Raw genomic sequence first — 23,491 nt, 5'->3', positions numbered from 1 at the left:
ACTCGTACGAAACACGGCCCGGGCGTCGGTCGCGTGGCCGCCGCTCAATGCAGAACGGCCGGCTCCCGCATCTTCGCCGCCGCGTGCGCGACCAGCGCCGGCTGTTCGGCCGACGCAAACGTGCAGACGTGATTCCACAGCTCGGCGAGCCGATGTCGCGTGAGCGTCGCGACACACGCGTCGTTCGCGGCGAGCACGCGCTCGAGCACCGCGCATTCGTCGTCGTGCAGCGTCCATGCGCCGCTTTGCGCGGCGCGCGCCACGCTCGCGTCGAGCACGCGCTCCGCCTCGACGCAAAGGTCGATGCTCGCGTCGGGGGATACCACATCGTCGAGCGCGAGGAACACCAGATAGACGCTCGTGCGCAGCCGCATCAGCAATGCCTCGTTGCCGTGCTCGCCGCGTAGCGCGACGAGCGCCATGTGGCATTTCAGCGAAATGTCGCGCACATGCGCGGGCGGCAGCGGCAGCAGCCACTCGCGCGTCAACGGCGGGCGGCGACGGCCCTTCCGGACGGCCTTCATGATTCGTCCTCGCTTGCGGCAACGTCGTCCGCATCGAATGCCGGCCACGCGGTGCGGCACGCGACGCCACCGCGGCTTGCGTCGCGATTGCCGTTCGCGCGGCGCCGCGCGCCGTACACGTCGTCCCGCCGCCGCGTCGCGCACGCCGCCGGCAGACGGCGGATCAGCGACGCGCGCAACGCGGCGGGGAGTCGGTTCGCGCATGCCATGCTCGTCTCCCGCATCAGAACGTGTTCTCGCCCTTCAGGTAGTACGCGGTCTTCACGAAGAACGCCTTCACCGGATGGCCGGTCTGCGCGTCGCGCGCCGCACGCTGTTCCATCGCCGCCTTCTCTTCGTGCGAGCGGTCGGGCAACGGGTTGTGCACGCGCTCGAGCGCACGCTGCATCGCGAGCGGATAGTTCTGGTTGCCGGCTGCCGTCGCACGATAGCCGGCGCGCGTCATCTGCATCAGTTGCACGTCGGTCTCGGCGCGCGCCGCCTTCCAGCTCAACGGCGCGGCGTTCTGCCACTCGGTGTCGACGGACTGCGCGAAGCCCGCGACGGGCAGCACGGCAAGTGCGCCGGACAGAACAGCAAGGGAAACAAGGGATCGCATCATGGCCTCCAGATGGTTGTTTGCGCATCGATCTCGATGATCGATGCGGTGTAGTCATCGTATGCTGCAGGGCCGTGCGCTTGAATAGCCGATTCCGCAATTGATATTTTCGGCACCGGCAGCCGGGGCGCGATCCGCGCATTCGCGACTGCCGCCTGCGCGGAATTTCTTTATTTCATTCAACTACCTGATCGCGTTTTCGCAGACGATTCGAATCAGCTCGTGAATCGCCTTTGCAGTTTTCGAAATGACATATTTCCGCTGGGATTTCGGCCGAAGCTTGGCCCGGCAAGGCTTTCGGCGCGATGCACGATGCATCGACGCACGCGAGAAAAATCCTATCGAACGAGCCGGTTTCGCTGACGCGCGGCAAATCCTCCGCGCCGATTTACCGTTCTGAGACAAGACGTGTCCGACGAGTAAGCGCGATAATTACGCATCGGCCGTATGTCACGGCTCTCATGCCTTCCCCATTCTTCACTCGAGTTCCGCCATGTCCGACATCGACACCACCGCCATCGACAGTTGGCACGCACACGTCTACTTCGACGCCGCGAGTCGCGACGCGGCCTGGGCGTTTCGCCTCGTCGTCGAAGAACGGTTCGGCGCGATCATCGAGCTCGGCCGCTTTCACGAACGCCTCGTCGGCCCGCACCCGGCGTGGTCGTATCAGATCGCGTTCGACGCCACGCGGTTCGACACCATCGTGCCGTGGCTCGTGCTGAATCACGGCGCGCTCGACATCTTCCTGCATCCGAACACGAACGACGAACTGCGCGACCACCGCGACAGCGCGGTGTGGATCGGCCAATCGCATGAACTGAATCTCGGCGCGCTGGGGGCCGAGGGGCTGACGGCGGGCTCGCGCGACATCGACGTTTCGGTTCGCGCTGAAACGTCCGGCGGCGTTGCATCAATACAGTGGTTCCGTTATCCACGCTTGCCGGAACCCGTCATGACACACGCCGACACCGATGCGCAACGCATCCATCGAGACTGGCACGCCGCCGTCGTCGCACGCGACCTCGACGCGCTGATGTCGCTGTACGCGGACGACGCGATCCTCGAAACGCCGCTGATCGTCGTCACGCTGCCCGATCAGGGCACGGGCGTGCTGCACGGCAAGGCCGCGATCGGCGCGTTCTTCGCGGCGGGGCTGCGCAATCCGGGCAACAAGCTCGGACGCTGGCACCGCACGGGCACGTTCTTCTCGAAGGGGCGGCAACTCATATGGGAATATCCGCGCGAAACGCCGGAAGGCGATCAGGTCGATCTCGTCGAGGTGATGGATCTGCGCGACGGGCTGATCGCGCATCACCGCGTCTACTGGGGATGGGTCGGGTTCATCGCGCTGCGCGGCGCGGCACAAACGGCCGGACGCGAATGACGCCCACGGTGCCGCCCACGCTCACGCAACGTACATCGCGACACTGACGAACTGGCACAGGCTGCCGGCCAGCACGAACAGGTGCCAGATGCCGTGCCCGTGGCGGATGCGCTCGTCGTTGATGAAGAAGTAGATACCCGCGCTGTAGATGACGCCGCCGGCCACGAGCCAGGCGGTCCCCACCGGCGGCAACGCATGGATCAGCGGGCGGATCGCGACGAGCGCGAGCCAGCCCATCAGCACGTACAGCACCATCGACACGATGCGCGTGCGCCGTCCGAGCGTGAGCTCCTGCGCGATCCCGAATGCGGCGAGCCCCCAGCTCACGCCAAACAGCGACCAGCCCCACGGGCCGCGCAGCGTGACGAGCGCGAAGGGCGTGTAGCTGCCCGCGATCAGCAGATAAATGGCCGAATGGTCGCACTTCTGCAGGATCGCCTTGAGCCGCGGGTTGCGCACGCTGTGGTACAGCGTCGAGATCGCGTAGAGCAGGATCAGCATCGCGCCGTACACGCTGAAGCTCACGATCTTGTAGGGATCGCGATCGAGCGCGCCCATCGTCACCAGCGCGACCAGCCCTGCCACCGACAACACCGCGCCGACGAGATGGGAAATGCTGTTGAAACGCTCACCGACATGCACGACGGATTCTCCTGCGCGGATTCATCGGAAAAAGCAAAAGCCCTATGATACCGGCGCGCCGAGGGAGCCATGCTGAAGCCGGTCAAACGCCGCGGCGACGGCCGGCCCGCGCGCGTCGCCCGGCTCCCAAAAGAAAAAAGCGCAGCGAATGCCTTCGCGGCGCTTCCTGGTCCGTCACCGGACCGCCCTACCGGGCGGCTTCACCGGCCCGGGTTCAGCAACACTTCCCCGCCCCCGACCCGTACCGCGCATTCTGACGCTCGCGGAAGAATTCCTCGTACGTCATCGGCTCGCGGTCCGGATGGGTTTCGCGCATGTGCGCGACGTAGGTGTCGTAGTCGGGCAGGCCGACCATCAGCCGCAACGCCTGCCCGAGGTAACGCCCCGCGCTGCGCAGGTCGCCGCCGAGATCGCTGAACATCGCGGCCTCCCGTTATCGGCCGCTGCCGAGCGCCTGCGCGGCCGGCATCGGCTCGTACGGCGTCTCGCGCACGGTCGGCTTCGACTCGCGGCGCGCGCGCAGCACGGCGAGCAGGCCGTACACCGCGATCGCCAAGACGACGAAGATGAACAGGCCCGCCAGCGCCGCATCGATGTAGTCGTTGAAGATGATGCGCTGCATCTGCGCGATCGACTTCGCCGGCGCGAGCACCTTGCCTTCGTCCACCGCGGCCTGCAGCTTCGCGGCGTGCGCGAGGAAGCTGACCTTCGGATTCGAATCGAAAATCTTCTGCCAGCCGGCCGTCAGCGTGCAGATCAGCAGCCACGCGGTCGGCACGATCGTCACCCACGCGTAGCGCTCGCGCTTCATCTTGAACAGCACGACGGTGCCGAGCACCAGCGCGATCGCGGCGAGCATCTGGTTCGAGATGCCGAACAGCGGCCACAGCGTGTTGATGCCGCCGAGCGGATCGACCACGCCCTGGTACAGGAAGTAGCCCCACGCGGCCACGCACAGCGCGGTGGCGACCAGGTTCGCGGGCAGCGACTCGGTGCGCTTGAGCGCCGGATGGAACGTGCCGAGCAGATCCTGCAGCATGAAGCGGCCCGCGCGCGTGCCGGCGTCGACAGCCGTTAGGATGAACAGCGCCTCGAACAGGATCGCGAAGTGATACCAGAACGCCATCATCGCTTCGCCGCCGATCACCTGGTGCAGGATGTGCGCCATGCCGACGGCCAGCGTCGGTGCGCCGCCCGCGCGCGCGATGATCGTCGTCTCGCCGACGGCCTTCGCGGTCTGCGTCAGCATGTCGGGCGTCAGCACGAAGCCCCATTGCGTGACCGTGTTCGCGACGGCTTCCGGCGTCGAGCCGAGCACGGCCGCCGGCGCGTTCATCGCGAAGTAGATGCCCGGCTCGATCACGCACGCGGCGACCAGCGCCATGATCGCGACGAACGATTCCATCAGCATCGCGCCGTAACCGATGAAGCGCGCGTTGGATTCGTTGTCGATCAGCTTCGGCGTCGTGCCCGACGAGATCAGCGCGTGGAAACCCGACACCGCGCCGCACGCGATCGTGATGAACAGGAACGGGAACAGGTTGCCCGACCACACCGGGCCCGTGCCGTCGACGAACTTCGTCAGCGCGGGCATCTTCAGTTCCGGTGCGACGACCAGGATGCCGATCGCGAGGCCGAGGATCGTGCCGATCTTCAGGAACGTCGACAGGTAGTCGCGCGGCGCGAGCAGCAGCCATACCGGGAGCACCGATGCGACGAAGCCGTAGCCGATCAGGATCCACGTGAGCTGCGTGCCGTTGAACGTGAACCACGCGGCGAGCGTCGCCGAATCGTGCACGTGCTGGCCGAACGCGATCGATGCCATCAACAGCACGAAGCCGATGATCGACACTTCGCCGATGCGGCCCGGACGGATGTAGCGCGTGTAGATGCCCATGAACAGCGCGATCGGAATCGTCGCGGCGACGGTGAACGTGCCCCACGGCGAATTCGTCAGCGCCTTCACGACGATCAGCGCGAGCACCGCGAGGATGATCACCATGATCAGGAACGCGCCGAACAGCGCGATCACGCCGGGCACCGTGCCGAGCTCCATCTTGACGAGGTCGCCGAGCGAGCGGCCATCGCGGCGCGTCGAGATGAACAGCACGATGAAGTCCTGCACCGCGCCGGCGAACACGACGCCGGCCAGGATCCACAGCATGCCGGGCGTGTAGCCCATCTGCGCGGCGAGCACGGGGCCGACGAGCGGCCCGGCGCCGGCGATCGCGGCGAAGTGATGGCCGAACAGCACGTACTTGTTGGTCGGTACGTAGTCGAGGCCGTCGTTGTATTTGACCGCCGGCGTCATCCGCAGCCCGTCGAGCTGCATGACCTTGCTGGCGATGAAGCGGCTGTAGAAGCGATATGCGATCAGATACACGCAGACTGCGGCGATCACGATCCATAGCGCGCTGACACGTTCGCCGTGCCCAAGTGCGATCGTCCCGAACGCGAATGCGCCGAGCAGCGCGACCGCGATCCAGAGCAGGGTACTGGAAGCCCGATTCATGGCGTCTCCTGGTCTCCAATGTGTTTTTGAGTGGATGCGGCGAGGGGCCGAACCCGCGTGACGTCGATGCGTCGTGCCGCGTCTCGAGAAAGCCGTGGCAGTGGGCCGTAGTATTCCGCGCGATGGGGGCGGCTTACAAGCGCACAACTACGTATGCGGGGCTACGTAGAATTACGTAGGCAGAGGGGGATGAGGGTGCGCGGCGGTGCTGGATCGCCGCGCGGCGCGGCGTGGCGCGACAATCGGCCGGCCCGGCACATCGCGTGCCGGGCCGGGCCGCATGCATCAATGCTTGTCGATCAATGCTTGTCGTCGACCTTCTTGGGCTTCGGCGCCGACGGCACCTTCGCGTACTGGAACGCCGGCGTGGCCTTCAGCGCATCCTTCGTCGCGCCCGGCAGGTAGATGTTGCCGTTGCGCACGTCGAGCGACGCGATCGGCACCGCGACGTCATGCGCGGCCACGCCGAGGAAGCCGCCGGCCGACACGATCGCCGCCGACACCGAGCCGTCCGGCGCGACGATCAGGTCGCGCACCGTGCCGACTTTCTGGTTCGCGTCGTTGTACACGACTTTGCCCAGCACGCTCTTCTTCACGCTCCAGCCTTCGAGCAGCGCCTGCGATTGTTCGACGGTCACGCTGAGCGGCTGCGCGCCGGCGATCTGCGCGTGCGCGCTGACGCTCGATGCGAGGACGGTTGCTGCGATGAGGGTCTTGTAGAACTTCATGTAGTTTGCACTCCGGTTCGGTTGTTGTTGATTCCGGGAGCGAAGCGACGCGGGCGCAACGGCTGATCGGTGAGCACCCCGCGGATGGCCGCCCCGCGGATGGCCGCCCCGCGCTTCGTCGGTCGCGTGGCGGTCGGCCGCGCCGCCACTGCGTGTGTGCATGACGGACCGGCATGGCCGGGCCGCGGCGTGCAGCACGGCGTTCATGGTAGCGACATTCGCCGGATCGTGCGTCCAGCGTGCAACGCGGCAGGCAGACTGAGCCGGAGCCAGATCAATGACCGTGCAGATAGGTGGTGCGCGCGGCGCGGAAACAGCGACGCCGCGGCCTGTCGATCAGGAGAACATGGCAAACAGTCAACAGATCTTCACCGGTGCATCGAACCACGCGGCGGGGGCCACCCCGCCACCCTGCCCCGCTGCCACGCCGCGTCACGCGTTGCGCGAATACACCCGGCGGTGCCGCACCGCCTCGGCCAGCACGTCGAGCACCGGCTCGGTCTGCGACCAGCTGAGGCACGCATCGGTGATCGACACGCCGTACTGCAACGGCACGCCCGGCTTCAGGTCCTGACGCCCGGCCTCGAGATGGCTCTCCACCATCACGCCGACGATCCGGTGCTCGCCCTGCCCCAACTGTCGCGCGAGATCCTGCGCGACGTCGATCTGCCGCTCATGCGACTTGTTCGAGTTCGCATGCGAGCAATCGACCATCACCTGCTCGCGCAACCCGCTCTTGCGCAGCACCGCGCAGCTCGCCTCGACGTGCTCGGCGTCGTAGTTCGGCCCGTTCTTGCCGCCGCGCAGGATCACGTGCGCATCGTCGTTGCCGCGCGTCTCGAAGATCGCGGCCATCCCCATCTTCGTCATCCCCATGAACGCATGGCTCGCGCGCGCGGCGACGATCGCGTCCGACGCCACCTGCACGCCGCCGTCGGTGCCGTTCTTGAAGCCGATCGGGCAGCTCAGCCCCGACGCGAGCTGGCGATGGCTCTGGCTCTCGGTCGTGCGCGCGCCGATCGCGCCCCACGCGATCAGGTCGGCAATGTATTGCGGGCTCAGCAAATCGAGGAATTCGGTCGACGCCGGCAGGCCCAGCGCGTTGATGTCGAGCAGCAGCTGCCGCGCGGCGCGCAGCCCTTCGTTGATGCGGAAACTACCGTCCAGGCGCGGATCGTTGATGTACCCCTTCCAGCCGACCGTCGTGCGCGGCTTCTCGAAGTACACGCGCATCGTGATCAGCAGGTCGTCCTTCAGCGCATCGGCGGCGGCCTTCAGGCGACGTGCGTAGTCGAGCGCCTGGTCGTGGTCGTGGATCGAGCACGGGCCGACGACGAGCAGCAGCCGGTCGTCGCGGCCATGCAGGATGTCGCCGATCGCGCGGCGCGTGTCCTCGACGAGCGTCTGCGTGGCGGCGGGCACCGGCAGTTCGTCCTGCAGCAGCGCGGGGGAAATCAGCGGACGCACGGCGCCGATGCGGACGTCGTCGATGCGCGTGGTGTCCTGCGTCGCGTCGGCGCTGCCTACCTCGCGATCGTGGGAAGGATTGTCGAGGTTCTGCATGAGAATTCTCCGGGGGACGTCTGGAATGATTGGCAGCCTCGATTATGGCACTCGCGCAGGACGGCACGCCGCTCGCGCAGAACTTCCGCACGAGCGTGCGCAAGGCGACGCGAGCCGGCCGTTCGGCCGAGTGGTCGCATGCCATCGAAGTACCGTACGATCGTGGCTGTCCCCTGCCGATGCGTGCCCTCGTTCGACGCCGGCGGCACGACGCACCATCCGTCCGTGATTGATCGTTCGCAACCTGACCCGACCCGCCAAGATGACCGTATCCGAACTGCTCAGCGCCATCCGCCAGCCCTACGCCGACCTGCTCGCGCAAGCGGTGGCGCAACCGGTGGCCGTCGTCGAACCGGCCTACCGGAAAGCCGACGGCACGCTCGCCACCGAAGGCCCGCTCGCGCTGCCGTGCCGCGCCGATCTCGTTCACACCGCAGGCGAATCGGCCGGCCAGTCGGCGACGGTCGACTCGAATGCGCAACTGGATTTCGAACCGTTCGCGTTCGAACTCGACACGGCGGCCGTGTCGATCCAGCCATTCGTGTGGGACTGGGTGACAGTCGAAGCCGACGGTTTCGACGAAGCCGCGGCCACCGACGCGTTCAAGGCATGGTTCTTCGCGTGGTTTGACACCGACGACGCACGCGCGCCGGCCGAGGACGGCCTGCACGGCGTCGTTCACTATCTGTCGGAGCCGGCGCGCACGGAGCACGGATGGCAGGTCAACGCGGATCTCGGTTCGGCGCCGGGCGCGGCCGTCGAGGACCTGCTGTTCCGGCTCGTCGACGCTGGCGCCACGCGGATCAGCATCGGTTGAATCGCCTCACCCTCACTCACCTGCCAACATGAAAAAAGCATTCGCCGCGTTGCTACTGTGCATCGCATTGCCCGCGTCGGCCGAGGTCAGCACGGAAGTGCTGTGCTTCAGGACGACCGGCGACAAACCCGTGCGATTCGAGCTGCGCACGTATTACGACGACGTGGCCAAGTGGCAAGGCGGCGTCGTCCGGTATGCGAAATCGAAGTCGGTCATCCCGCTGCTGTTCAAGCACGAGGAGCACGAGGAACTCGCGGAAGGCCGCCCGTACCAGTACACGACCACCTGGTGGGAAATGGTCGACGGCAAGATCAACGGCGAATACGAAATGATGAGCCAGGGTGCGATCGTCTATTCGATGACGTACACCCATGCGCGTACCGGCAAGAAGACGGATTTCATGTGGGCGCAGGACGTCGATGCGTCCGCGAAGACGGGGTGCCGCTGGTGATCCGGATCGGGCGGTGTCGCGACGCTCGGCCGTCAACCGGCGCGCCCGCTTGCGCGCCGGCGCCGGGTTGATTCAAGCAGCCCGTCAGCCCGCGTCGCCCGGCGCGTCGACGTCGATCCCGAGTTCGGTCGCCATCCGCTGAACGAGCGCGTTCAGCCGCGCCACTTCATCCGCAAGCCGCTTCTGCTCGGCCTTCAGCGCCTCGAACTCGGACGGCGGAACGGAATCCGTGCCGCCACCGGCGTCCGCACCGACGAAGTCGGCGACGTTCACCTCGCCGCACATCAGGTGCATCCAGCGGTTCTCGCGCGCACCGGCCGCACGCGGCAGCCGGATCACGAGCGGCTGCGCACGCGCGGCGAGTTCGTCGAGGAACGCCTCGACCGACGAGATGTCCGCGAAGCCGTGCAGGCGCGCGCTGTTCAGGCGCAGTTCGGCGGCCGTCTGCGGGCCGCGCAGCAGCAGGATCGTGAGCAGCGCGATCGCCTGGCTCGGGATGCCGAGCACGCGATTCATGTTGTGCTCGAAACGCGGCACGCGGCTGCTGCTGCCCTCCATCACGAGGCTCAGGTGCTTCAGGCTGTCGAGCGCGGTCGTGACCTCGTCCTCGCTGACGTTCATCACCGGCGAGCGTGCGGTTTTCTGGTTGCAGCCTGCGGTCAGCGCATTCAGCGACAGCGGATAGGTGTCCGGCACCGTGTGCTGCTTCTCGACGAGCACCCCGAGAATGCGGGCCTCGAGAGGCGTGAGTTCGCGCAAGGCGCGTGGCGTGGGCATATCCGGCGTGGTGTTCATGGATGGCGTCGCAGCGTGCAGCAGGTGAAGGGAAACGTCGCGGCCCCGTCCGGCGTCGCGAACGGGCGAGCCATATGATAGCTCGCGACGTGGGGCCCGGCGCCACTTGCGGCCGCGCCGCGCGCACTTGCCGCAGACGGCTTTCGTCCAACGTATCGAGCGGGCGGCAGCGGCGGCGCGCGACGATGCGTGCATTCGGCGCCGCGCATTCACGCTGCGTGGCCGCGGCGGGCGTCGCCGCGCGTTTGCGCGTCATGCACGCCGGCGCTACGATACGCGTTCAGCCGGAGAGGCGGCGCCGCACGCGGCCGCCTTCGAACGCCACGCCGGCACCGTGCATCGCCCGTCCCGCACGCCGGGTTGCCGCGCATGCGCGTCACTCGCCACTCGTCAACACGGTTCAACCGTTCACTCGACTCGTTCCCCACCATGACCGCATCCTCTTCAGCGCCGAACGTGCGCGCCATCGTCACCGGACACACGCGCGGCCTCGGCGCGTCGCTCGCGGAACAGCTGCTGCAGGAAGGCATCGCCGTGCTCGGCGTGTCGCGCAGCCGTCATCCGTCGCTCGCCGCGCAGGCCGGCGACCGGTTCGCCGAAATCGAACTCGACCTGTCGGATACGTCGGCCGTCGCGACGTGGCTGGCCGGCGACACGCTGCGCAGCTTCGTCGACGGCGCGTCGATCGTGCTGCTCTTCAACAACGCAGGCATCGTCGATCCGATCGGGCCGCTCGACGCGCAGGACCCGGCGCTCGTCGCCCGCGCGGTCGGACTGAATGTCGCGGCGCCGCTGATGCTGTCGGCCGCGCTCGTGCAGGCGGTATCGGCGCCGACCGAATGCCGGATCCTGCACGTGTCGAGCGGCGCCGCGCGCAACGCATATGCAGGCTGGAGCGTCTATTGCGCGACCAAGGCCGCGCTCGATCATCACGCACGCGCCGTCGCGCTCGACGCGAACCGCGCGCTGCGGATCTGCAGCGTCGCGCCGGGCGTCGTCGATACGGGGATGCAGGCGACGATCCGCTCGACCAGCGAAGAGAATTTCCCGATGCGCGAGAAATTCGATGAGTTGAAGGCGAGCGGCGCGCTGTCGACGCCCGAGGCCGCCGCGCGGCACCTGATCGGCCATGCGCTGAGCGACGCGTTCGGCGCCGAGCCGACGGCCGACGTGCGAAGCCTGCCGGCCGGCTAAACCACACACGCGGCGCGTCAGCCTTCGAGCCGCTTCGTCCAGTCTTCCACCTGCCGCTCCGTCCGGCGCTTGTCGAGCATCTTGCGCCAGCCGGGGGGCAACACCGGAACGCCGCACAGCGCATCGAGCGCGGCCATGTCGAGCGTGCGCCGGTACAGCACATCGAGCACCGTCGACAGCGGCCATTGCGGATACCGGCGCTCGTGCAGCGCCAGCATATCGCCCGGCGCCACCCAACCTTCGTGCAGCACACGGTAGTACCAGCCGGTCCGGCCGCTTTGCTGCACGAGCGCCGCCATGCGCGGATGGTCGAAACGCGCATTGAGCTTCCAGCACGGCTGCCGCGACTGCGACACCTGCAGCACGGCGCCGCCCAGGGTGAACACGTCGCCGAGACACACGTCGTGCTCGGTCACGCCGTGCGTCGACAGGTTCTCGCCAAAAGCGCCCGGCCGCCCGAGCACGTCACGCGCCCCGATCTGCTCGGACCACCACGGATAGTGATCGTACGCATAGTGATGGACCGCCTTGTCGGGCCCGCCGTGATGCCGCACGTCGGCCTGCCCGTCGCCCGTGAAGCCGAGCGTGCCGAGCCACAGACGCGCGTCGACCGGCTGCTTGTCGATCGCACTCAGGTGCGGCGTGCCGGCCAGCGGCCGGCTCGTGCCGACCAGCACCGTGGCGATGGCGACCGCGATCGCCGGCCGCGCGTCGCCGCTCATGCCGGCACACCGTCCGGGAGTGCCGCGAGCAGCCGTTCGAGCTCGCGCGTGCGCACGTCGCCGAGCGGCAGCAACGGCCGCCTCGGCTCGCCCGCGTCGAAGCCGCGCAGCCGCAACCCGGCCTTCACGGTCACCGGCAGGCCCCCGTCGACGATGAACCGCAGCAGCGGCAACTGCGCGTGAAAAACCGTCCTGGCGCGCGCCAGGTCGCCCGCGCGCATCGCGTCGACCAGCGCAATCGGCAACGCGGCGTTCAGGTTCGGCGCGGCCGTGCACCATCCGGCCGCGCCCGCGGCCAGCGCGGCAAGCGCCATCGGATTGCTGCCGTTGTAGAACGGGATCGTCCCGTCGCTCAACTGCGCGAGCCGGTGCATCCGCCCGATGTCGCCGGTGCTCTCCTTGACCATCGTCACGTTGCCGACGGTCCTGCAGATCGTCGCGATCAGGTCGGGCGACATGTCGACGCCGCTCGTCGCGGGGTTGTTGTACAGCATGATCGGGATGCCGATGGCGTCGCCGATCGCGCGGTAATGCGCGACGATCTCGTCGTTGCCGAGCTTCCAGTACGACACGGGCAGCACCATCACGGCATCGGCGCCGGCCTGTTCGGCGATGCGCGCGCGGCGTACCGCACCGGCCGTCGTGAGATCGGAGATGCCGACGACGGTCGGCACGCGCCGGCGCACCGCGCGAATCGACGCGGTGGCGACCGCCTCCCATTCGGCGTCGGACAGGTACGCGCTCTCGCCGGTACTGCCCAGCGGCGCGATCGCGTGGACGCCATCGGCGATCAGGCGCTCGATCAGCGCATCGAGCGCCGGCAGGTCGATGGCGCCGTCGGCAGAGAACGGCGTAACCGGATAGGCGATGATGCCTTGCAGCAGGATGGACACGATATGGATTCCTCAGTGATGGATGGACGCGACGAACGCAATGCGCGTGTTCATGCAATACAGTCCGGATGCGTGCGCAATGCGCGACGCGCGTAGTAGTCGAACGTCACCGCATCGCGCTTCGGCTTCGAAATCCAGTCGTGCGCTTCCCGCGCGAGCGCCGGCGGCACCGGCTTGATCTCGCCGGCCGACATCGCCAGCAGTTGCAGCTTCGCGGCCCGCTCGATCAGCAGCGCGAGGATGCAGGCTTCCTCGATCGTCCTGCCCACCACGAGCTGGCCGTGATGCGACAGCAGGATGGCGCGCTTATCGCCGAGCGCCTTCGAAATGATCTCGCCTTCCTCGTTGCCGACCGGCACGCCGGGCCAGTCCTTCAGGAATGCGCAATCGTCGTACAGCGGGCAGGTGTCCATGTGCGACACGACGAGCGGCTGCTCGAGCATCGACAGCGCCGCGACATGCGCCGGGTGCGTATGGATGATGCAGTTCACGTCCGGGCGCTCGCGATAGATCCACGTATGGAACCGGTTGGCCGGGTTCGGAATGCCTTCGCCGTCGACGACGTCGAGATCCTCGTTCACGCGCAGCAGGTTCGCGGCCGAGATCTCGTCGAAGCCAAGCCCCAGCCGCTGCGTGTAGTACGTGCCGGCGTCGCCCGCGCGACAGGTGATCTGCCCGGCCAGGCCCGAATCGTGACCGGCGTCGAACAGGATCCGGCACGTGAGCGCGAGCTTTTGCCGCGCGGACCAGCCGCTGTCGCCCACCTCGTTCTCGAGACGCCGCTCCGCCAGCGCGACCAGCGCCTCCTTCGTCAAATTCAGCGTTTCCGCCATGTTCACCTCCTGAATGGATCGGATCTGCCGCGCCGTCCGCGGCCGTGTCCGTGGACACGCAAGACACACGATACACCACAGGACACTTTGTGTCATGCGTTACAATCGATTTTTCGAAGGACACTTGGCGCCCCATGACGATTCGCCTGAAGCTGCTCAGAAAACAGAAGGGCTGGACGCTCGATGTGCTGGCCGACGAGACCGGCCTGACCAAGAGCTACCTGTCGAAAGTCGAGCGCGGCCTGAGCGTGCCGTCGATCGCGGTCGCGCTGAAGCTGTCGAAGGCGCTGAACATCGACGTCGAGCAACTGTTCTCGGAAAGCCACAACCGCGAGCTGATCACGGTCACGCGCGCCGGCGAGCGCACGGCGATGGGCGCGGCGGCCGACAGCCACGCGCACCGCTTCGAAAGCATCGCGGCCGGCGTCGCGCCGAAGAAGATGCTGCCGTTCGTCGTGCATCCGCCGCACGAATTCGTCGCGTCGACGTTCCGCGAGCACGAGGGCGAGGAATTCCTGTTCGTGCACAAGGGGCGCGTCGAAATCGAATTCCCGAACGAGACGGTGCAACTCAAGACCGGCGATTCAGTCTATTTCAACGCACTCATCCCGCACCGCACGCGCAGCCTCGGCGCCGCGCAGGCGGAGATCCTGGTCATCGTCAGTCACGACGACTAGCCTCGTCACTTCTTCGCGCAAGGATCTTCCGATGGTCACGAAGGCCACCGCACCGTTCCAGCAGATCAAGACGCTCGTTCGCCAGAAAGTCGACGCGAGCGAGTGGCGCCCGGGCGACCGCATTCCGTCCGAACTCGATCTCGCCGCGCAATTCGGCGTCGCGCGCATGACGGTCAACCGCGCGCTGCGCGAGCTGACCGAGGAAGGCGTGCTCAAGCGCATCGCGGGCGTCGGCACTTTCGTCGCCGAAGTGAAGCCGCAGTCGAACCTGCTGATGATCGCGCACATCCGCGACGAGATCCGCGCGCGCGGACACGAATATCGCTGCCGCGTGCTCAGCCAGTCGCGCGAGCCCGCGTCGTTCGACGTCGCGGCCGCGTTCGGGCTGGCGGTCAACACGCCGGTCTTTCACGTGGTGTGCGTGCACGAGGAAAACGGCCGCCCGATCCAGCTCGAGGATCGCTACGTGAATCCGGCCGCCGCGCCCGAATTCATCGATCAAGATTTCCAGGCCGAGCCGCCGTCCGAATACCTGTTCAACAACGTGTCGCACTACGAACTGGAGATCGAGCACGTCGTCGACGCGGCGCTGCCGACGAGCGAACAGGCGCGGCTGCTCGACATGCGCGCCGACGAGCCGTGTCTCACCCTCACGCGCCGCACCTGGACGAACGGGCTGCCCGTCACGTTCGTGCACTTCCTGCATCCGGGCAACCGCTACCGGCTCGGCTCGCGCTTCAAGCCGGGCGCCGGACGGCACCAGACCTGAATCGGCTTCGGCACCCGAAAACGACCACACGCGGCGACCGCTTCATCGCGAAACGGCCGCCGCGCGCGTGACGGCGCTCGATATTCGCCGCTCAGATTGCTCCGACCTGCCCCGCGCCGCGCGTCCACACGACCGGAAACAGCGGATGCTCGAGCGGCGCGCCGTCCGGCAGTTCGTCGGCCAGCCCGGGGAAATCGGGCGACGTCTTCCAGCGGCGCGGCGCGTGACGGATGTCGTCGCCGACGAAGCGGATCGAGAACGCGCGCCGGCGGTTCTGCGTACCGCCCGACGCATGCAGCGTCAGCATCCGGAAGCACACCATGTCGCCGGGCTCGAGCGCCCAGTGGCGAATCGGGAATGCCGAGCGGTCGGCCTCGATGTCGGGCAGGTCGGCGAGGCTGCCTTCGGGGAACCACTTCGCCTCCTTGTCCATGAACGTGCGCGGCATCAGCCACGGCCCCTGATGCGAACCCGCGACGAATTCCAGCGTCGATTCCAGCGGCACCGGGTCGACCGGAATCCACATGCTGACGTTGTCGTCGCCTTCGATGTTGTAGTACGGCTGATCCTGGTGCCACGGCGTGCGCTGCCGCGTGCCGGGCTCCTTCACGAGCAGATGGTCGTGATGCAGGCGAACAGTCTCCGTGCCCATCAGCGCGGCGGCCACCGACGGCGCGGGCGATCGCACGATGAAGTCGCGGTATGCATCGTTGTGCTGCCAGTTGCAGAAGTCCTCGAAGAACCAGCCCGGATCGTCGGGTCGGCTCGCGACCTTCGCACGCTCGCTCGGCTGCGCGAGGTTCGCGTCGATGCCGGCGCGCAGCGCGGCCACTTCGTCGGGCGAGAAGATGCCCTTGATGCATACCGCGCCTTCGTCGCGGAAGGCGGCGATCAGTTCGGGCGTCACGGCTTTTACGACGCGGTCCTGGATACTCGTCATGGCTTGCCTGTCGATTGAATGAAGCACGGGATCATGGGGGGCATGGCGCGCATGCGGTCACGGCGCGGCGGTCAACTGCTGCTTCGCGCCGTAGATGTCGAAGTCGAAGTATTTCGCGGCGATCTTCTGGTACGTGCCGTTCGCGCGGATCGCGGCGATCGCGTCGTTCAGCCGCTTCTTCATGTCGGCGTCGCCCTTGCGCACGCCCATCGCGACGCCGTAGCCGGTGATGCGCACGTCGGTCACGTCGGGGCCCGCGAACGCGTAGCCCTTGCCGCGCGGCGTCTTCAGGAACGAATAGCCGGCCTGCGTCTTGTCCTGGAAGGTCGCGTCGAGACGGCCATTCACCAGATCCTGATACACCTGGTCCTGATTTTGGTACGACACGATCGTCACGCCCTTGGTCGCCCATTCGGCCTTCGCGTACGCCTCCTGCGTGGTGCCCTGGTCGATCCCGACGCGCTTACCGGCGAGCGACGCCGCGGTCGGCAGCAGCTTCGAGCCGGCCGGCGCGACGAGCGCGCCCGGCGACGCGTAGAGCTTGTTCGAGAAGTCGATCTGCTTGAGCCGCTCGTCGGTGGCCGTCATCGCGGACATGATCACGTCGAACTTGCGCGCGCGCAGCGCCGGAATCATCCCGTCGAAGCCCTGCTCGACCCACACGCACTTCGCGCGCAGCTGCTCGCAGATCGCATCGCGCAGGTCGATGTCGAAACCGGCGAGCGAGCCGTCGGGCTGCTTCGCCTCGAACGGCGGATAGGTGGGATCGATGCCCCAGCGGATCGTTGCCGTGTCCTGCGCGAACGAGACGAGCGGCGCGAACGCCAGCGCGGAAACGACGAGCTTTGCAGTGCGGTTCATGGTGTGTCCTTGTGGTCTCGACGTGGCGGGCAAGCGCCGGGCGTCCGTTGGGGAGCGTCGTTGCCGGGAGGGGCCGGCGCGGTACGCGAAAGACTGGGACTTCCTTCGATGAAACTGCGATGCAGTCTAGACCGCTCAATTTTTGAGCGCAAGCGGGGGAGCGAGTTAGAGGCGGCTGAAGGGTGAGATGGGGACGAAGGGCTGGATTGAGCGGCCAGAATTGGCGCGATTTTCCCGGATTTTCGAGTGTTTACCCGGCGTGATGTTTGGTTGCCACAGAACGAGTTTTCGCGGATACGTGCCGGAGGCGAATGTCTATACAGCGTGGTCTATCGAGACTTTTTTACCCGTGCCGCCCGTGCATCCTATACCGCAAAACCAACCATAAGTGGTGGCGAGCGTCGTCGAGATGTAAGATATACCTTACATCCATGCGCGTAATGAACCTGCGTCCGGAGGGTCAACATGCAACTCTATGAAATCGGTCAGGCCGTTGCAAAACGGAGGGCCGAACTCGACCTCACACAGGCCCAGCTTGCGAAACTTGCCGGATTGTCTCGCCTCACGGTGAACCAGCTTGAAACCGGCAAGATCAAGGATCTTGGCGTGAACAAGCTGATCCCGCTGCTCGGCGTGCTCGGCATCGAACTCCAGGCACAGCCGAGACCGGCCCAAAGCGGTCTCTACAAGGCGGTTGTGAGCTCAAACGTCAGCTATAGAGGCGAATTGACCGAGCGACTGCTGGCCGACGCGTTGACCACGGGCCAGATTCCCGCGGGATACGAATCGCAGATCTCCGTGATCCTCGACGAGGTGCCGTTGCCGGTGGTGGTGAAGGCCGCCGAAGAAGCTGCCGCACGCTCCGGCACGCCGCTTCGCGCCATCTGGAAGAACCTTGCCGCATGGTCGAAGGATCTTCGTCTGTACCGGGAGGTATGGGCATGATTGCACCAGCCGCTTTGCCCGACGGCCCGTGGCAAGGCCTTTTCCGTCACGCGCTGACGCTCATCGACGAGATACGGAAGCACGGCACGTCCCGTCCGTTCTGGACCTTCGGCGGCGGCACCGTCCTCATGCTGCGTCACGGACATCGTGTCAGCAAGGACATCGACATCTTCGTACCCGACCCGCAGTATCTCGGGTACGTGAACCCGCGCATCAGCGACGCCGCATCCGACATCACGAGCGAATACGAGGAACACGCCGGCTTCGTGAAACTGCTGTTGCCCGACGGCGAGATCGACTTCGTGGTCTCCCGAAACCTGATGTCCCCCGGTTATGACGAATGGACGCTGATGGACCACGTCGTCAAGGTCGAGACTTCAGCGGAAATCGTGGCCAAGAAAATGTGGCATCGCGGAGATCGGCCCACCGCGCGGGACCTGTTCGATCTCTGTCTGGTCATCGAGCGGGAACCGGAGAGCTTGATGGAGGCAAGCGCATTTCTCGTTCGTCATCGCGATACCTTCCTGAGTCTGCTCGACGAGCGCCGTGCATTCGTGCAGTCGCGTTTCGACGATATCCGGACACTCGGCTATACGCCGTCGTTCGACTACTGCGTGAATCTGGCCAGCGAGTTCCTCCGACAGCTTCCCGCCACCAGTACCGCCCGCAAATCGCCCCCGCGCTGACCCTGCCTCCAGCAGCCCCATGTCCGGCGAACCCACGATTGCCCACGCTCTCCGGCCATGCTAAAAGTCCTCGCACGCATTTGGAAATGAAATGCTCGAATCCAGAAAAGTGCAGAAATGAATCGACCTTTGTTCGACCTCGACCTGTTGCGCGCACTCGTGATGGTCGCCGATTGCGGCAGCTTCACGACCGCGTCCGCGCGCCTGCATTCGACGCAGTCGACGGTTAGCCAGAAGGTGCGGCGGCTCGAGGAGATCGCCGGGCATCGCCTGCTCGACCGCGGCACGCGCGACGTGCGGCCGACCGACGCCGGCGTGACGGTGCTCAGCTACGCGCGCCGCATGATTGCGCTGAACGACGAGATGCTGGAAGCGCTGTCGGGCGCGACCGTCGCGCTCACGATCCGGCTCGGCGTGCCCGACGATTTCGCGGCGGGCCGCACGACCCATGCGCTCGCCGCGTTCAAGCGCGATCATCCGCAGGTGAAACTCGAAGTGACGTGCGGACTGAGCCGCGACATCTGCGCGGCCTACGATCGCGGCGAACTCGATCTCGTGCTGATCAAGCAGCGGCGCGACAGCCGCGAGGCGGTGGTGCGCTGGCCGGAGAAGCTGCGCTGGATCGACAGCGCGCGGCATCCGACGATCGAACTCGACCCGGTGCCGCTCGTCGTGTTTCCGCCGCGCGGACTCTATCGCGACGACATGATCAAGGCGATCGAGGAGCGCGGCCGCCGCTGGCGGATCAGCTTCACGACGTCGAGCCTGAGCGGCATCCAGGCGGCCGTCGCGGACGGGCTCGGCATCAGCGTGCTGCCCGCGCGCGCGGTCACCGACGACCACGTGGTGCTGACCGACGAGCACGGCGGCTTCGCGCCGATCGAGAACATGGACATCGCGATCCTGCATCGGCCGACGGCCGATCCGATGGTCAGCGAACTGACGAAGGCGCTCGCGGCGATGCTGGAACACGAGCCGGAATAAGCGCGGCCGTCGCGATACGGAGCGGCTGCGACGGAGCACCGGCGTAACCGGGGAAGCCCGCGCTCGTCAGAACATCGTGTTCCCGTTCGCCGCATGCTCCGGCACCGGCTGGTTCACGTCCCAGTGCTCGACGAGCTTGCCGTGCTCCAGCCGGAAGATGTCCATGATCGCGCTGCCGCGCGTGCCGGGCTCGCGCACCGCATGCACGTGCAGGATCACGTAGTCGCCGTCGACGAACGCGCGCTTGATCTCGCTGTGCGACTGCGGATATTTGTCGCGCAGGAACGCGACGAACTTGCGGAAACCGTCGCGGCCGTCGGCCGCGTTCGGGTTGTGCTGCACGTACTGGTCGCCGACATACGCGAGCGCGGCATCGGCATCCTTCTCGTTCAGGCCTTTCTCGTAGAACGCCAGCACCGTGCGGCGATTCGCTTCCTGCTGCGCTTGATCCGGTCCGGCCGCCGCCGCATGCGCGGCCGTCACCGCGAACGTCGCCGCGGCCATCCAGCGCGTCCATCGCGCGGCCCGTGCCGCCATCGTGCGTGTGCGTCGCATCGTCGTCTCCCGCGGGATCAGGCTGAAAGAGCCCGATCATACCCGGCGCGATGCGGCACCGCGCTCAGACCAGCACGCCGTCGCGCGCGACGATCCGCCCCGACGACACGACGAGCCGGCGCGTCGGCCGCGCGACGACGGCCTCGGCGAACGTCAGCGCATCGACGAGCACGACGTCCGCACGCTTGCCCGCCTCCAGCCCGTAATCGGCGAAGCCGCAACCGCGCGCCGCGCTGTGCGTTACGCAATCGAGTGCGACTTCGAGCGCGTCGTCGCGGCGGAAATCGTTGCGCATGCCGATCAGCATCGCGCGTTCCAGCATGTCGGGTGAACCGTACGGCGTCCACGTATCGCGCACGCCGTCGTTGCCGCCGATGACGGTCACGCCGGCCGCGCGGCAGGCGACGACCGACGGCACCGGCACCGCGGCCGGCGCGGTCGTGACGATCGCGACGCCGAGTTCGGCCATCCGCGCGAGCAGCGCGTCGCGCTCGCGGTCGGCAACGTCGCCGAGGCAGAAGCCGTGGCTGATCGTGACCTTGCCCTGCATGCCGAGCGCGGCCGTGCGCTGCAGGATCAGGTCGAGCGAGTACGCGCCCATCGACCCGCGCTCGTGCAGGTGCAGGTCGAGCCCGCGGCCGTGGCGCTCGGCGATGCCGAACAGCACGTCCACCGCTTCGACCGGATCGCCTTCGATCGCGCACGGGTCGAGGCCGCCGAGCAGGTCGGCGCCCGCGCCGAGCGCGTCGGACAGCAGCGCGGCGGTGCCGGGCCGCTTGAGCACGCCCGACTGCGGAAACGCGACGATCTGGATGTCCACCTGGCCGCGCAGCGTGTCGCGCGTCGCGAGCACGCCGTGTAGATGCCGCAGCCCGGCGTCGGTGTCGACGTCGACATGCGTACGGATGCGCGTCGTGCCGGCCGCGAGGAATGCGCGCGCCAGCGCGAGCGACGCGGCGCCCGCATCGTGACCGCTCGTCGCGCGGTAGTGGCGCTCGTTCTCGATGCGGTCGACGAGGCGCGGCCCCACCGCGTTGCGATACCACGGCATGCCCCAGTGGGTCTTGTCGAGATGCGTGTGGCCTTCGACGAGGCCGGGCAGCGCGAGCGCGTGCGCGCCGTCCTCGATCGCGCAGCCCGCGGGCGCGTCGAGCGACGGGCCGACGCGCGCGATGCGCTCGCCTTCGATCAGGATGTCGAGCGCTTCGTCGGCGTGCGTGCGGACGTTGCGGATCAGCAGGTTCGTCATGTCGGTTCCGGTGTGGTCGGTCGGTGCAGGACCGTCACGATGCACGCAGCATGACGGCAGTCAGTCGTTATCGCGTGAAACGCAGCGCCGGCGCGGACAGGGGAAGCAACCGCAGTCTGCGCGGCGCGAACGGTCGCAGGGAATGCGGTCACGATATCGGACGGGGCCGCCATAGACCAATTAAATGTCGCGATGCCGCGCATTCGATTTCGCGATGCGCGGCGCGCATATCTTGCTGGCCGGGCGCGACGATGGGGCGGGATCGCGGTGGAAGCGGTGGAAGCGGTGGAAGCGGTCGAAGCGGTCGAAGCGGTCGAAGCGGTCGAAGCGGCGGAAGCGGCGGAAGCGGCGGAAGCGGCGGAAGCGGCGGAAGCGGCGGAAGCGGCGGAAGCGGCGGAAGCGGCGGAAGCGGCGGAAGCGGTGAAAATTGTCGCAGCGGTCGAAGCGGTCGAAGCGATGCAAACAGAAGAAAAGCCGACCGTCGCACATCGCGCCACGTCATAGGAATAGCGGCGCCCGGAGGCCGCGTCGCGCCGTCCCGGGCGCCCACTTCAACGCCGCGCCGTGCCGTCGAGTTGCCCGGCAACAGACTTTACACGTTGTTACCCGGCCGCACCGGACGCGCATCCACCCATTACTTATACTCACGGCGAGTTCGCCACCCGTCCCGGAATTCGTCGGCGAACACGTTGCCGATGCAGGAATCATCATGATGCACATGCCTTCCACCAAGACCGTTCTGTTCGCCTCGCTCGTCGCCGTGGCGGCGCTTCCGCTGACCGCCTGCGTCGCACCCGGCTACTACGGTGCGCAACCCGGCTATCCGCAGCAGCAATATGCGACGCCCGGCTACGCACAGCCCGCGTATTCGCAGCCCGGCTACGTACAGCCGCAGCAGCCGGCTTATCCGAACCAAGCGCCGCAGTACGACCAATACGGCAACCCGCAGCCTTACGGCGGCCAGTACGGCAACGGCTACGGTGCGCAATACGGCACGCAATACGGCACGGTCGCGAACATCCAGCCGGTCAGCGGCTCGGTCGGCACGTCGGGCGTGGCCGGCACCGTCGTCGGTGCGCTGGTCGGTGGCGTGCTGGGCAACCAGTTCGGCCGCGGCCACGGCCGCGAGGCGGCGACCGTGATCGGCGCGCTGGGCGGCGCCGTCGCCGGCAACCAGATCGGCCAGCAGATGGGCGCGGCCCAACCGCCGAGCAGCTACCGGATCGACGTGCGGATCAGCGACGGCTCGACGCGCTCGTTCGACGTGCAGTCGCCCGGCGACCTGCGCCCGGGCGATCGCGTGCAGATCAACGGCAATCAGCTGTCGCGTTATTGATCCAGACCGCATGCGCCTGACCTGATCGGGCGCATCGCGCGCATCAGGCGCATTGCGCAGATTGCGCGCATCGCCTTACTCGACGCCGCGCGCCGCCGCGGCGCTACGACGCGCGCACTTCCCTTCATCTCCTTCCTTCTGTCAGCGCAGCACGCTTGCCGCGCAGACACGTCACCGTCAGCTCCCGCACATCGCCAATACTCGCGCGAGCCACCCGTTTGCGCTTAGCATTGTCGATGCCCTGCCGCGCATCGCGCAGCAGATTCCGACACCCCAACAAGAACCGCATCCGATGATCACGATCCGCCTGCTCGACGCCGCCGATGCGGCGCAGTTCCAGTCCGTGCGCCTGCGCGCAATCGACACGTCGCCGACCTCGTTCCTGCCGACCCGCGACGAAGAAGCCGGCATCACGGTCGACGAATTCGCGACGCGCATCACGCCGAGCGGCGTGCAGGCCGTGTTCGGCGCATTCGACGGCGCAACGCTCGTCGGCATCACGGGCGTGCGTCGCGATCCACGGGTGAAGGTCGCGCACAAGGCGCTGATCTGGGGCGTGTTCGTCGATCCCGCGTATCGCGGGCGCGGCATCGCGCAATCGCTGCTCGACAGTGCGACCGCGCATGCGGCGCAAGCGTGGCAATGCAGCCAACTGATGCTGTGCGTCAACGAGGTCAACGGCACCGCCGAACGCCTGTACGCGTCGCAAGGGTTCGTCCGCTTCGGCACGGAACCGCGCGCGCTGTTCATCGACGGCCGCTTCTACGACGAGCACCATATGGTCAAGACGCTGGCGTAACGCGGCCGCGTGCCTCGTCCGGCCGCACGCG

28 protein-coding genes and 1 pseudogene are annotated in these 23,491 nt (G+C 67.1%); 13 read left to right on the top strand and 16 right to left on the bottom strand.

The genetic code is table 11. From position 1 onward, the window contains the following. Window positions 1-44 precede the first annotated feature (44 nt). Genes ABIC50_RS32285 through ABIC50_RS32275 form a run of 3 tightly spaced genes read right to left on the bottom strand, consistent with a single transcriptional unit; the run spans window position 45 to window position 1,122 of the window. Window positions 45-524 carry a hypothetical protein gene (locus tag ABIC50_RS32285; protein ID WP_354168813.1) on the bottom strand — a complete coding sequence of 160 codons (480 nt, stop codon included), beginning with the start codon at window positions 522-524 and terminating at the stop codon, window positions 45-47. After that, the gene (locus ABIC50_RS32280; protein WP_175708417.1) at window positions 521-733 is read right to left on the bottom strand and encodes a hypothetical protein; all 213 of its coding nucleotides are present in this window, start codon (window positions 731-733) and stop codon (window positions 521-523) included. The genes ABIC50_RS32285 and ABIC50_RS32280 overlap by 4 nt, the downstream gene beginning before the upstream one ends. Before the next feature lie 14 nt (window positions 734-747). After that, window positions 748-1,122, bottom strand: a complete 375-nt coding sequence (locus tag ABIC50_RS32275) for a hypothetical protein (RefSeq protein ID WP_354168811.1) — start codon at window positions 1,120-1,122, stop codon at window positions 748-750. Between the two features lie 493 nt (window positions 1,123-1,615). Here ABIC50_RS32275 and ABIC50_RS32270 point away from each other — a divergent pair. Together ABIC50_RS32270 and ABIC50_RS32265 are read left to right on the top strand one after the other, a co-directional pair. Next, window positions 1,616-1,960: pseudogene (locus ABIC50_RS32270) on the top strand (DOPA 4,5-dioxygenase family protein); the annotation flags it as partial. Window positions 1,961-2,077: 117 nt separating this feature from the next. Further along, complete coding sequence (locus ABIC50_RS32265) at window positions 2,078-2,509, top strand: nuclear transport factor 2 family protein (RefSeq protein WP_354168847.1); 432 nt, start codon at window positions 2,078-2,080, stop codon at window positions 2,507-2,509. A gap of 21 nt (window positions 2,510-2,530) precedes the next feature. On the opposite strand, the gene trhA is transcribed toward ABIC50_RS32265, so the two are convergent. The 5 genes from trhA to ABIC50_RS32240 all read right to left on the bottom strand — a co-directional run bounded on the left by trhA (window position 2,531) and on the right by ABIC50_RS32240 (window position 7,954). Further along, window positions 2,531-3,151 (bottom strand): PAQR family membrane homeostasis protein TrhA, encoded by a 621-nt coding sequence (gene trhA / locus ABIC50_RS32260; protein ID WP_006761278.1) that lies wholly within the window; start codon window positions 3,149-3,151, stop codon window positions 2,531-2,533. Between the two features lie 214 nt (window positions 3,152-3,365). Beyond that, on the bottom strand, window positions 3,366-3,572 hold the full coding sequence (locus tag ABIC50_RS32255; protein WP_006761279.1) for a YbdD/YjiX family protein: 207 nt from the start codon (window positions 3,570-3,572) through the stop codon (window positions 3,366-3,368). A 12-nt stretch (window positions 3,573-3,584) separates the two neighbouring features. Then, on the bottom strand, window positions 3,585-5,663 hold the full coding sequence (locus ABIC50_RS32250) for a carbon starvation CstA family protein (RefSeq protein WP_354168809.1): 2,079 nt from the start codon (window positions 5,661-5,663) through the stop codon (window positions 3,585-3,587). A gap of 299 nt (window positions 5,664-5,962) precedes the next feature. Continuing rightward, the gene (locus ABIC50_RS32245) at window positions 5,963-6,391 is read right to left on the bottom strand and encodes a PRC-barrel domain-containing protein (protein WP_126226242.1); all 429 of its coding nucleotides are present in this window, start codon (window positions 6,389-6,391) and stop codon (window positions 5,963-5,965) included. 432 nt (window positions 6,392-6,823) lie between these two features. Then, window positions 6,824-7,954: a 3-deoxy-7-phosphoheptulonate synthase gene (locus tag ABIC50_RS32240; protein WP_012367089.1), complete on the bottom strand. Its 1,131-nt coding sequence runs from the start codon at window positions 7,952-7,954 to the stop codon at window positions 6,824-6,826. 262 nt (window positions 7,955-8,216) lie between these two features. On the opposite strand from ABIC50_RS32240, the gene ABIC50_RS32235 reads away from it, so the two are divergent. Together ABIC50_RS32235 and ABIC50_RS32230 are read left to right on the top strand one after the other, a co-directional pair. Further along, window positions 8,217-8,771 carry a hypothetical protein gene (locus tag ABIC50_RS32235; RefSeq protein ID WP_354168807.1) on the top strand — a complete coding sequence of 185 codons (555 nt, stop codon included), beginning with the start codon at window positions 8,217-8,219 and terminating at the stop codon, window positions 8,769-8,771. Between the two features lie 28 nt (window positions 8,772-8,799). Next, window positions 8,800-9,222: a hypothetical protein gene (locus ABIC50_RS32230; protein WP_354168805.1), complete on the top strand. Its 423-nt coding sequence runs from the start codon at window positions 8,800-8,802 to the stop codon at window positions 9,220-9,222. 84 nt (window positions 9,223-9,306) lie between these two features. Here ABIC50_RS32230 and ABIC50_RS32225 read toward each other — a convergent pair whose 3' ends face one another. Beyond that, window positions 9,307-10,017: a YceH family protein gene (locus ABIC50_RS32225; RefSeq protein WP_354168803.1), complete on the bottom strand. Its 711-nt coding sequence runs from the start codon at window positions 10,015-10,017 to the stop codon at window positions 9,307-9,309. A 429-nt stretch (window positions 10,018-10,446) separates the two neighbouring features. Between ABIC50_RS32225 and ABIC50_RS32220 the strand changes: the two genes are divergently transcribed. After that, window positions 10,447-11,211, top strand: a complete 765-nt coding sequence (locus tag ABIC50_RS32220; RefSeq protein WP_354168801.1) for an SDR family oxidoreductase — start codon at window positions 10,447-10,449, stop codon at window positions 11,209-11,211. Between the two features lie 17 nt (window positions 11,212-11,228). On the opposite strand, the gene ABIC50_RS32215 is transcribed toward ABIC50_RS32220, so the two are convergent. From ABIC50_RS32215 to ABIC50_RS32205, 3 genes are read right to left on the bottom strand one after another with little or no spacing between them, the layout of a single operon-like run. Beyond that, a complete protein-coding gene (locus ABIC50_RS32215; RefSeq protein WP_354168799.1) occupies window positions 11,229-11,933 on the bottom strand; it encodes an MOSC domain-containing protein in 705 nt (234 codons plus the stop codon). Then, window positions 11,930-12,826, bottom strand: coding sequence for a dihydrodipicolinate synthase family protein (locus ABIC50_RS32210; RefSeq protein ID WP_354168797.1), 897 nt, complete (start codon window positions 12,824-12,826; stop codon window positions 11,930-11,932). The genes ABIC50_RS32215 and ABIC50_RS32210 overlap by 4 nt, the downstream gene beginning before the upstream one ends. Window positions 12,827-12,876: 50 nt before the next feature. Continuing rightward, window positions 12,877-13,659: an aldolase gene (locus ABIC50_RS32205; protein ID WP_105832573.1), complete on the bottom strand. Its 783-nt coding sequence runs from the start codon at window positions 13,657-13,659 to the stop codon at window positions 12,877-12,879. A gap of 134 nt (window positions 13,660-13,793) precedes the next feature. Between ABIC50_RS32205 and ABIC50_RS32200 the strand changes: the two genes are divergently transcribed. Both ABIC50_RS32200 and hutC read left to right on the top strand, forming a co-directional pair. Beyond that, entirely contained in the window at window positions 13,794-14,336 is a 543-nt protein-coding gene (locus tag ABIC50_RS32200) for a helix-turn-helix domain-containing protein (RefSeq protein ID WP_006750216.1), read from the top strand. 31 nt (window positions 14,337-14,367) lie between these two features. Continuing rightward, window positions 14,368-15,105 (top strand): histidine utilization transcriptional repressor HutC, encoded by a 738-nt coding sequence (gene hutC / locus ABIC50_RS32195; RefSeq protein WP_011659835.1) that lies wholly within the window; start codon window positions 14,368-14,370, stop codon window positions 15,103-15,105. A gap of 91 nt (window positions 15,106-15,196) precedes the next feature. Here hutC and ABIC50_RS32190 read toward each other — a convergent pair whose 3' ends face one another. Together ABIC50_RS32190 and ABIC50_RS32185 are read right to left on the bottom strand one after the other, a co-directional pair. After that, window positions 15,197-16,045 (bottom strand): phytanoyl-CoA dioxygenase family protein, encoded by an 849-nt coding sequence (locus ABIC50_RS32190; protein WP_354168796.1) that lies wholly within the window; start codon window positions 16,043-16,045, stop codon window positions 15,197-15,199. Between the two features lie 57 nt (window positions 16,046-16,102). Then, window positions 16,103-16,906, bottom strand: coding sequence for an ABC transporter substrate-binding protein (locus tag ABIC50_RS32185; RefSeq protein ID WP_105832570.1), 804 nt, complete (start codon window positions 16,904-16,906; stop codon window positions 16,103-16,105). 465 nt (window positions 16,907-17,371) lie between these two features. Between ABIC50_RS32185 and ABIC50_RS32180 the strand changes: the two genes are divergently transcribed. From ABIC50_RS32180 to ABIC50_RS32170, 3 genes are all read left to right on the top strand, one after another. Next, window positions 17,372-17,851, top strand: a complete 480-nt coding sequence (locus tag ABIC50_RS32180; protein WP_354168794.1) for a helix-turn-helix domain-containing protein — start codon at window positions 17,372-17,374, stop codon at window positions 17,849-17,851. Next, window positions 17,848-18,537 (top strand): nucleotidyl transferase AbiEii/AbiGii toxin family protein, encoded by a 690-nt coding sequence (locus ABIC50_RS32175; RefSeq protein ID WP_354168792.1) that lies wholly within the window; start codon window positions 17,848-17,850, stop codon window positions 18,535-18,537. The genes ABIC50_RS32180 and ABIC50_RS32175 overlap by 4 nt, the downstream gene beginning before the upstream one ends. A gap of 117 nt (window positions 18,538-18,654) precedes the next feature. Continuing rightward, a complete protein-coding gene (locus tag ABIC50_RS32170) occupies window positions 18,655-19,521 on the top strand; it encodes a LysR family transcriptional regulator (RefSeq protein WP_012367100.1) in 867 nt (288 codons plus the stop codon). Window positions 19,522-19,587: 66 nt separating this feature from the next. On the opposite strand, the gene ABIC50_RS32165 is transcribed toward ABIC50_RS32170, so the two are convergent. Then, a complete protein-coding gene (locus ABIC50_RS32165; protein ID WP_175733867.1) occupies window positions 19,588-20,076 on the bottom strand; it encodes a nuclear transport factor 2 family protein in 489 nt (162 codons plus the stop codon). Window positions 20,077-20,140: 64 nt separating this feature from the next. Further along, window positions 20,141-21,325 carry an amidohydrolase family protein gene (locus ABIC50_RS32160; RefSeq protein WP_354168790.1) on the bottom strand — a complete coding sequence of 395 codons (1,185 nt, stop codon included), beginning with the start codon at window positions 21,323-21,325 and terminating at the stop codon, window positions 20,141-20,143. Window positions 21,326-21,592: 267 nt separating this feature from the next. On the opposite strand from ABIC50_RS32160, the gene ABIC50_RS32155 reads away from it, so the two are divergent. From ABIC50_RS32155 to ABIC50_RS32145, 3 genes are all read left to right on the top strand, one after another. Beyond that, window positions 21,593-21,829 (top strand): hypothetical protein, encoded by a 237-nt coding sequence (locus tag ABIC50_RS32155; protein WP_354168788.1) that lies wholly within the window; start codon window positions 21,593-21,595, stop codon window positions 21,827-21,829. Between the two features lie 205 nt (window positions 21,830-22,034). Beyond that, window positions 22,035-22,661, top strand: coding sequence for an outer membrane lipoprotein (locus ABIC50_RS32150; RefSeq protein ID WP_354168787.1), 627 nt, complete (start codon window positions 22,035-22,037; stop codon window positions 22,659-22,661). A gap of 292 nt (window positions 22,662-22,953) precedes the next feature. Then, window positions 22,954-23,460, top strand: coding sequence for a GNAT family N-acetyltransferase (locus tag ABIC50_RS32145; protein ID WP_354168785.1), 507 nt, complete (start codon window positions 22,954-22,956; stop codon window positions 23,458-23,460). The last annotated feature ends 31 nt before the right edge of the window (window positions 23,461-23,491 follow it).

The sequence above is a fragment of the Burkholderia sp. 567 genome (assembly GCF_040545115.1).
Classification (GTDB): domain Bacteria; phylum Pseudomonadota; class Gammaproteobacteria; order Burkholderiales; family Burkholderiaceae; genus Burkholderia; species Burkholderia ambifaria.
This window is presented reverse-complemented; position numbering and strand designations above follow the sequence as displayed.

Bases quoted from the DNA above. Each gene is read 5' to 3' on its own strand.
- ABIC50_RS32145 (WP_354168785.1), top strand. From the start codon at position 22,954: ATGATCACGATCCGCCTGCTCGACGCCGCCGATGCGGCGCAGTTCCAG.
- ABIC50_RS32265 (WP_354168847.1), top strand. From the start codon at position 2,078: ATGACACACGCCGACACCGATGCGCAACGCATCCATCGAGACTGGCAC.
- ABIC50_RS32205 (WP_105832573.1), bottom strand. From the start codon at position 13,659: ATGGCGGAAACGCTGAATTTGACGAAGGAGGCGCTGGTCGCGCTGGCG.
- ABIC50_RS32225 (WP_354168803.1), bottom strand. From the start codon at position 10,017: ATGAACACCACGCCGGATATGCCCACGCCACGCGCCTTGCGCGAACTC.
- ABIC50_RS32255 (WP_006761279.1), bottom strand. From the start codon at position 3,572: ATGTTCAGCGATCTCGGCGGCGACCTGCGCAGCGCGGGGCGTTACCTC.
- ABIC50_RS32185 (WP_105832570.1), bottom strand. From the start codon at position 16,906: ATGAACCGCACTGCAAAGCTCGTCGTTTCCGCGCTGGCGTTCGCGCCG.
- ABIC50_RS32275 (WP_354168811.1), bottom strand. From the start codon at position 1,122: ATGCGATCCCTTGTTTCCCTTGCTGTTCTGTCCGGCGCACTTGCCGTG.
- ABIC50_RS32230 (WP_354168805.1), top strand. From the start codon at position 8,800: ATGAAAAAAGCATTCGCCGCGTTGCTACTGTGCATCGCATTGCCCGCG.
- ABIC50_RS32150 (WP_354168787.1), top strand. From the start codon at position 22,035: ATGATGCACATGCCTTCCACCAAGACCGTTCTGTTCGCCTCGCTCGTC.
- ABIC50_RS32285 (WP_354168813.1), bottom strand. From the start codon at position 524: ATGAAGGCCGTCCGGAAGGGCCGTCGCCGCCCGCCGTTGACGCGCGAG.
- ABIC50_RS32220 (WP_354168801.1), top strand. From the start codon at position 10,447: ATGACCGCATCCTCTTCAGCGCCGAACGTGCGCGCCATCGTCACCGGA.
- ABIC50_RS32170 (WP_012367100.1), top strand. From the start codon at position 18,655: ATGAATCGACCTTTGTTCGACCTCGACCTGTTGCGCGCACTCGTGATG.
- ABIC50_RS32250 (WP_354168809.1), bottom strand. From the start codon at position 5,663: ATGAATCGGGCTTCCAGTACCCTGCTCTGGATCGCGGTCGCGCTGCTC.
- ABIC50_RS32175 (WP_354168792.1), top strand. From the start codon at position 17,848: ATGATTGCACCAGCCGCTTTGCCCGACGGCCCGTGGCAAGGCCTTTTC.
- ABIC50_RS32160 (WP_354168790.1), bottom strand. From the start codon at position 21,325: ATGACGAACCTGCTGATCCGCAACGTCCGCACGCACGCCGACGAAGCG.
- ABIC50_RS32245 (WP_126226242.1), bottom strand. From the start codon at position 6,391: ATGAAGTTCTACAAGACCCTCATCGCAGCAACCGTCCTCGCATCGAGC.
- ABIC50_RS32165 (WP_175733867.1), bottom strand. From the start codon at position 20,076: ATGCGACGCACACGCACGATGGCGGCACGGGCCGCGCGATGGACGCGC.
- ABIC50_RS32280 (WP_175708417.1), bottom strand. From the start codon at position 733: ATGGCATGCGCGAACCGACTCCCCGCCGCGTTGCGCGCGTCGCTGATC.
- ABIC50_RS32240 (WP_012367089.1), bottom strand. From the start codon at position 7,954: ATGCAGAACCTCGACAATCCTTCCCACGATCGCGAGGTAGGCAGCGCC.
- ABIC50_RS32235 (WP_354168807.1), top strand. From the start codon at position 8,217: ATGACCGTATCCGAACTGCTCAGCGCCATCCGCCAGCCCTACGCCGAC.
- ABIC50_RS32180 (WP_354168794.1), top strand. From the start codon at position 17,372: ATGCAACTCTATGAAATCGGTCAGGCCGTTGCAAAACGGAGGGCCGAA.
- ABIC50_RS32200 (WP_006750216.1), top strand. From the start codon at position 13,794: ATGACGATTCGCCTGAAGCTGCTCAGAAAACAGAAGGGCTGGACGCTC.
- ABIC50_RS32215 (WP_354168799.1), bottom strand. From the start codon at position 11,933: ATGAGCGGCGACGCGCGGCCGGCGATCGCGGTCGCCATCGCCACGGTG.
- hutC (WP_011659835.1), top strand. From the start codon at position 14,368: ATGGTCACGAAGGCCACCGCACCGTTCCAGCAGATCAAGACGCTCGTT.
- ABIC50_RS32190 (WP_354168796.1), bottom strand. From the start codon at position 16,045: ATGACGAGTATCCAGGACCGCGTCGTAAAAGCCGTGACGCCCGAACTG.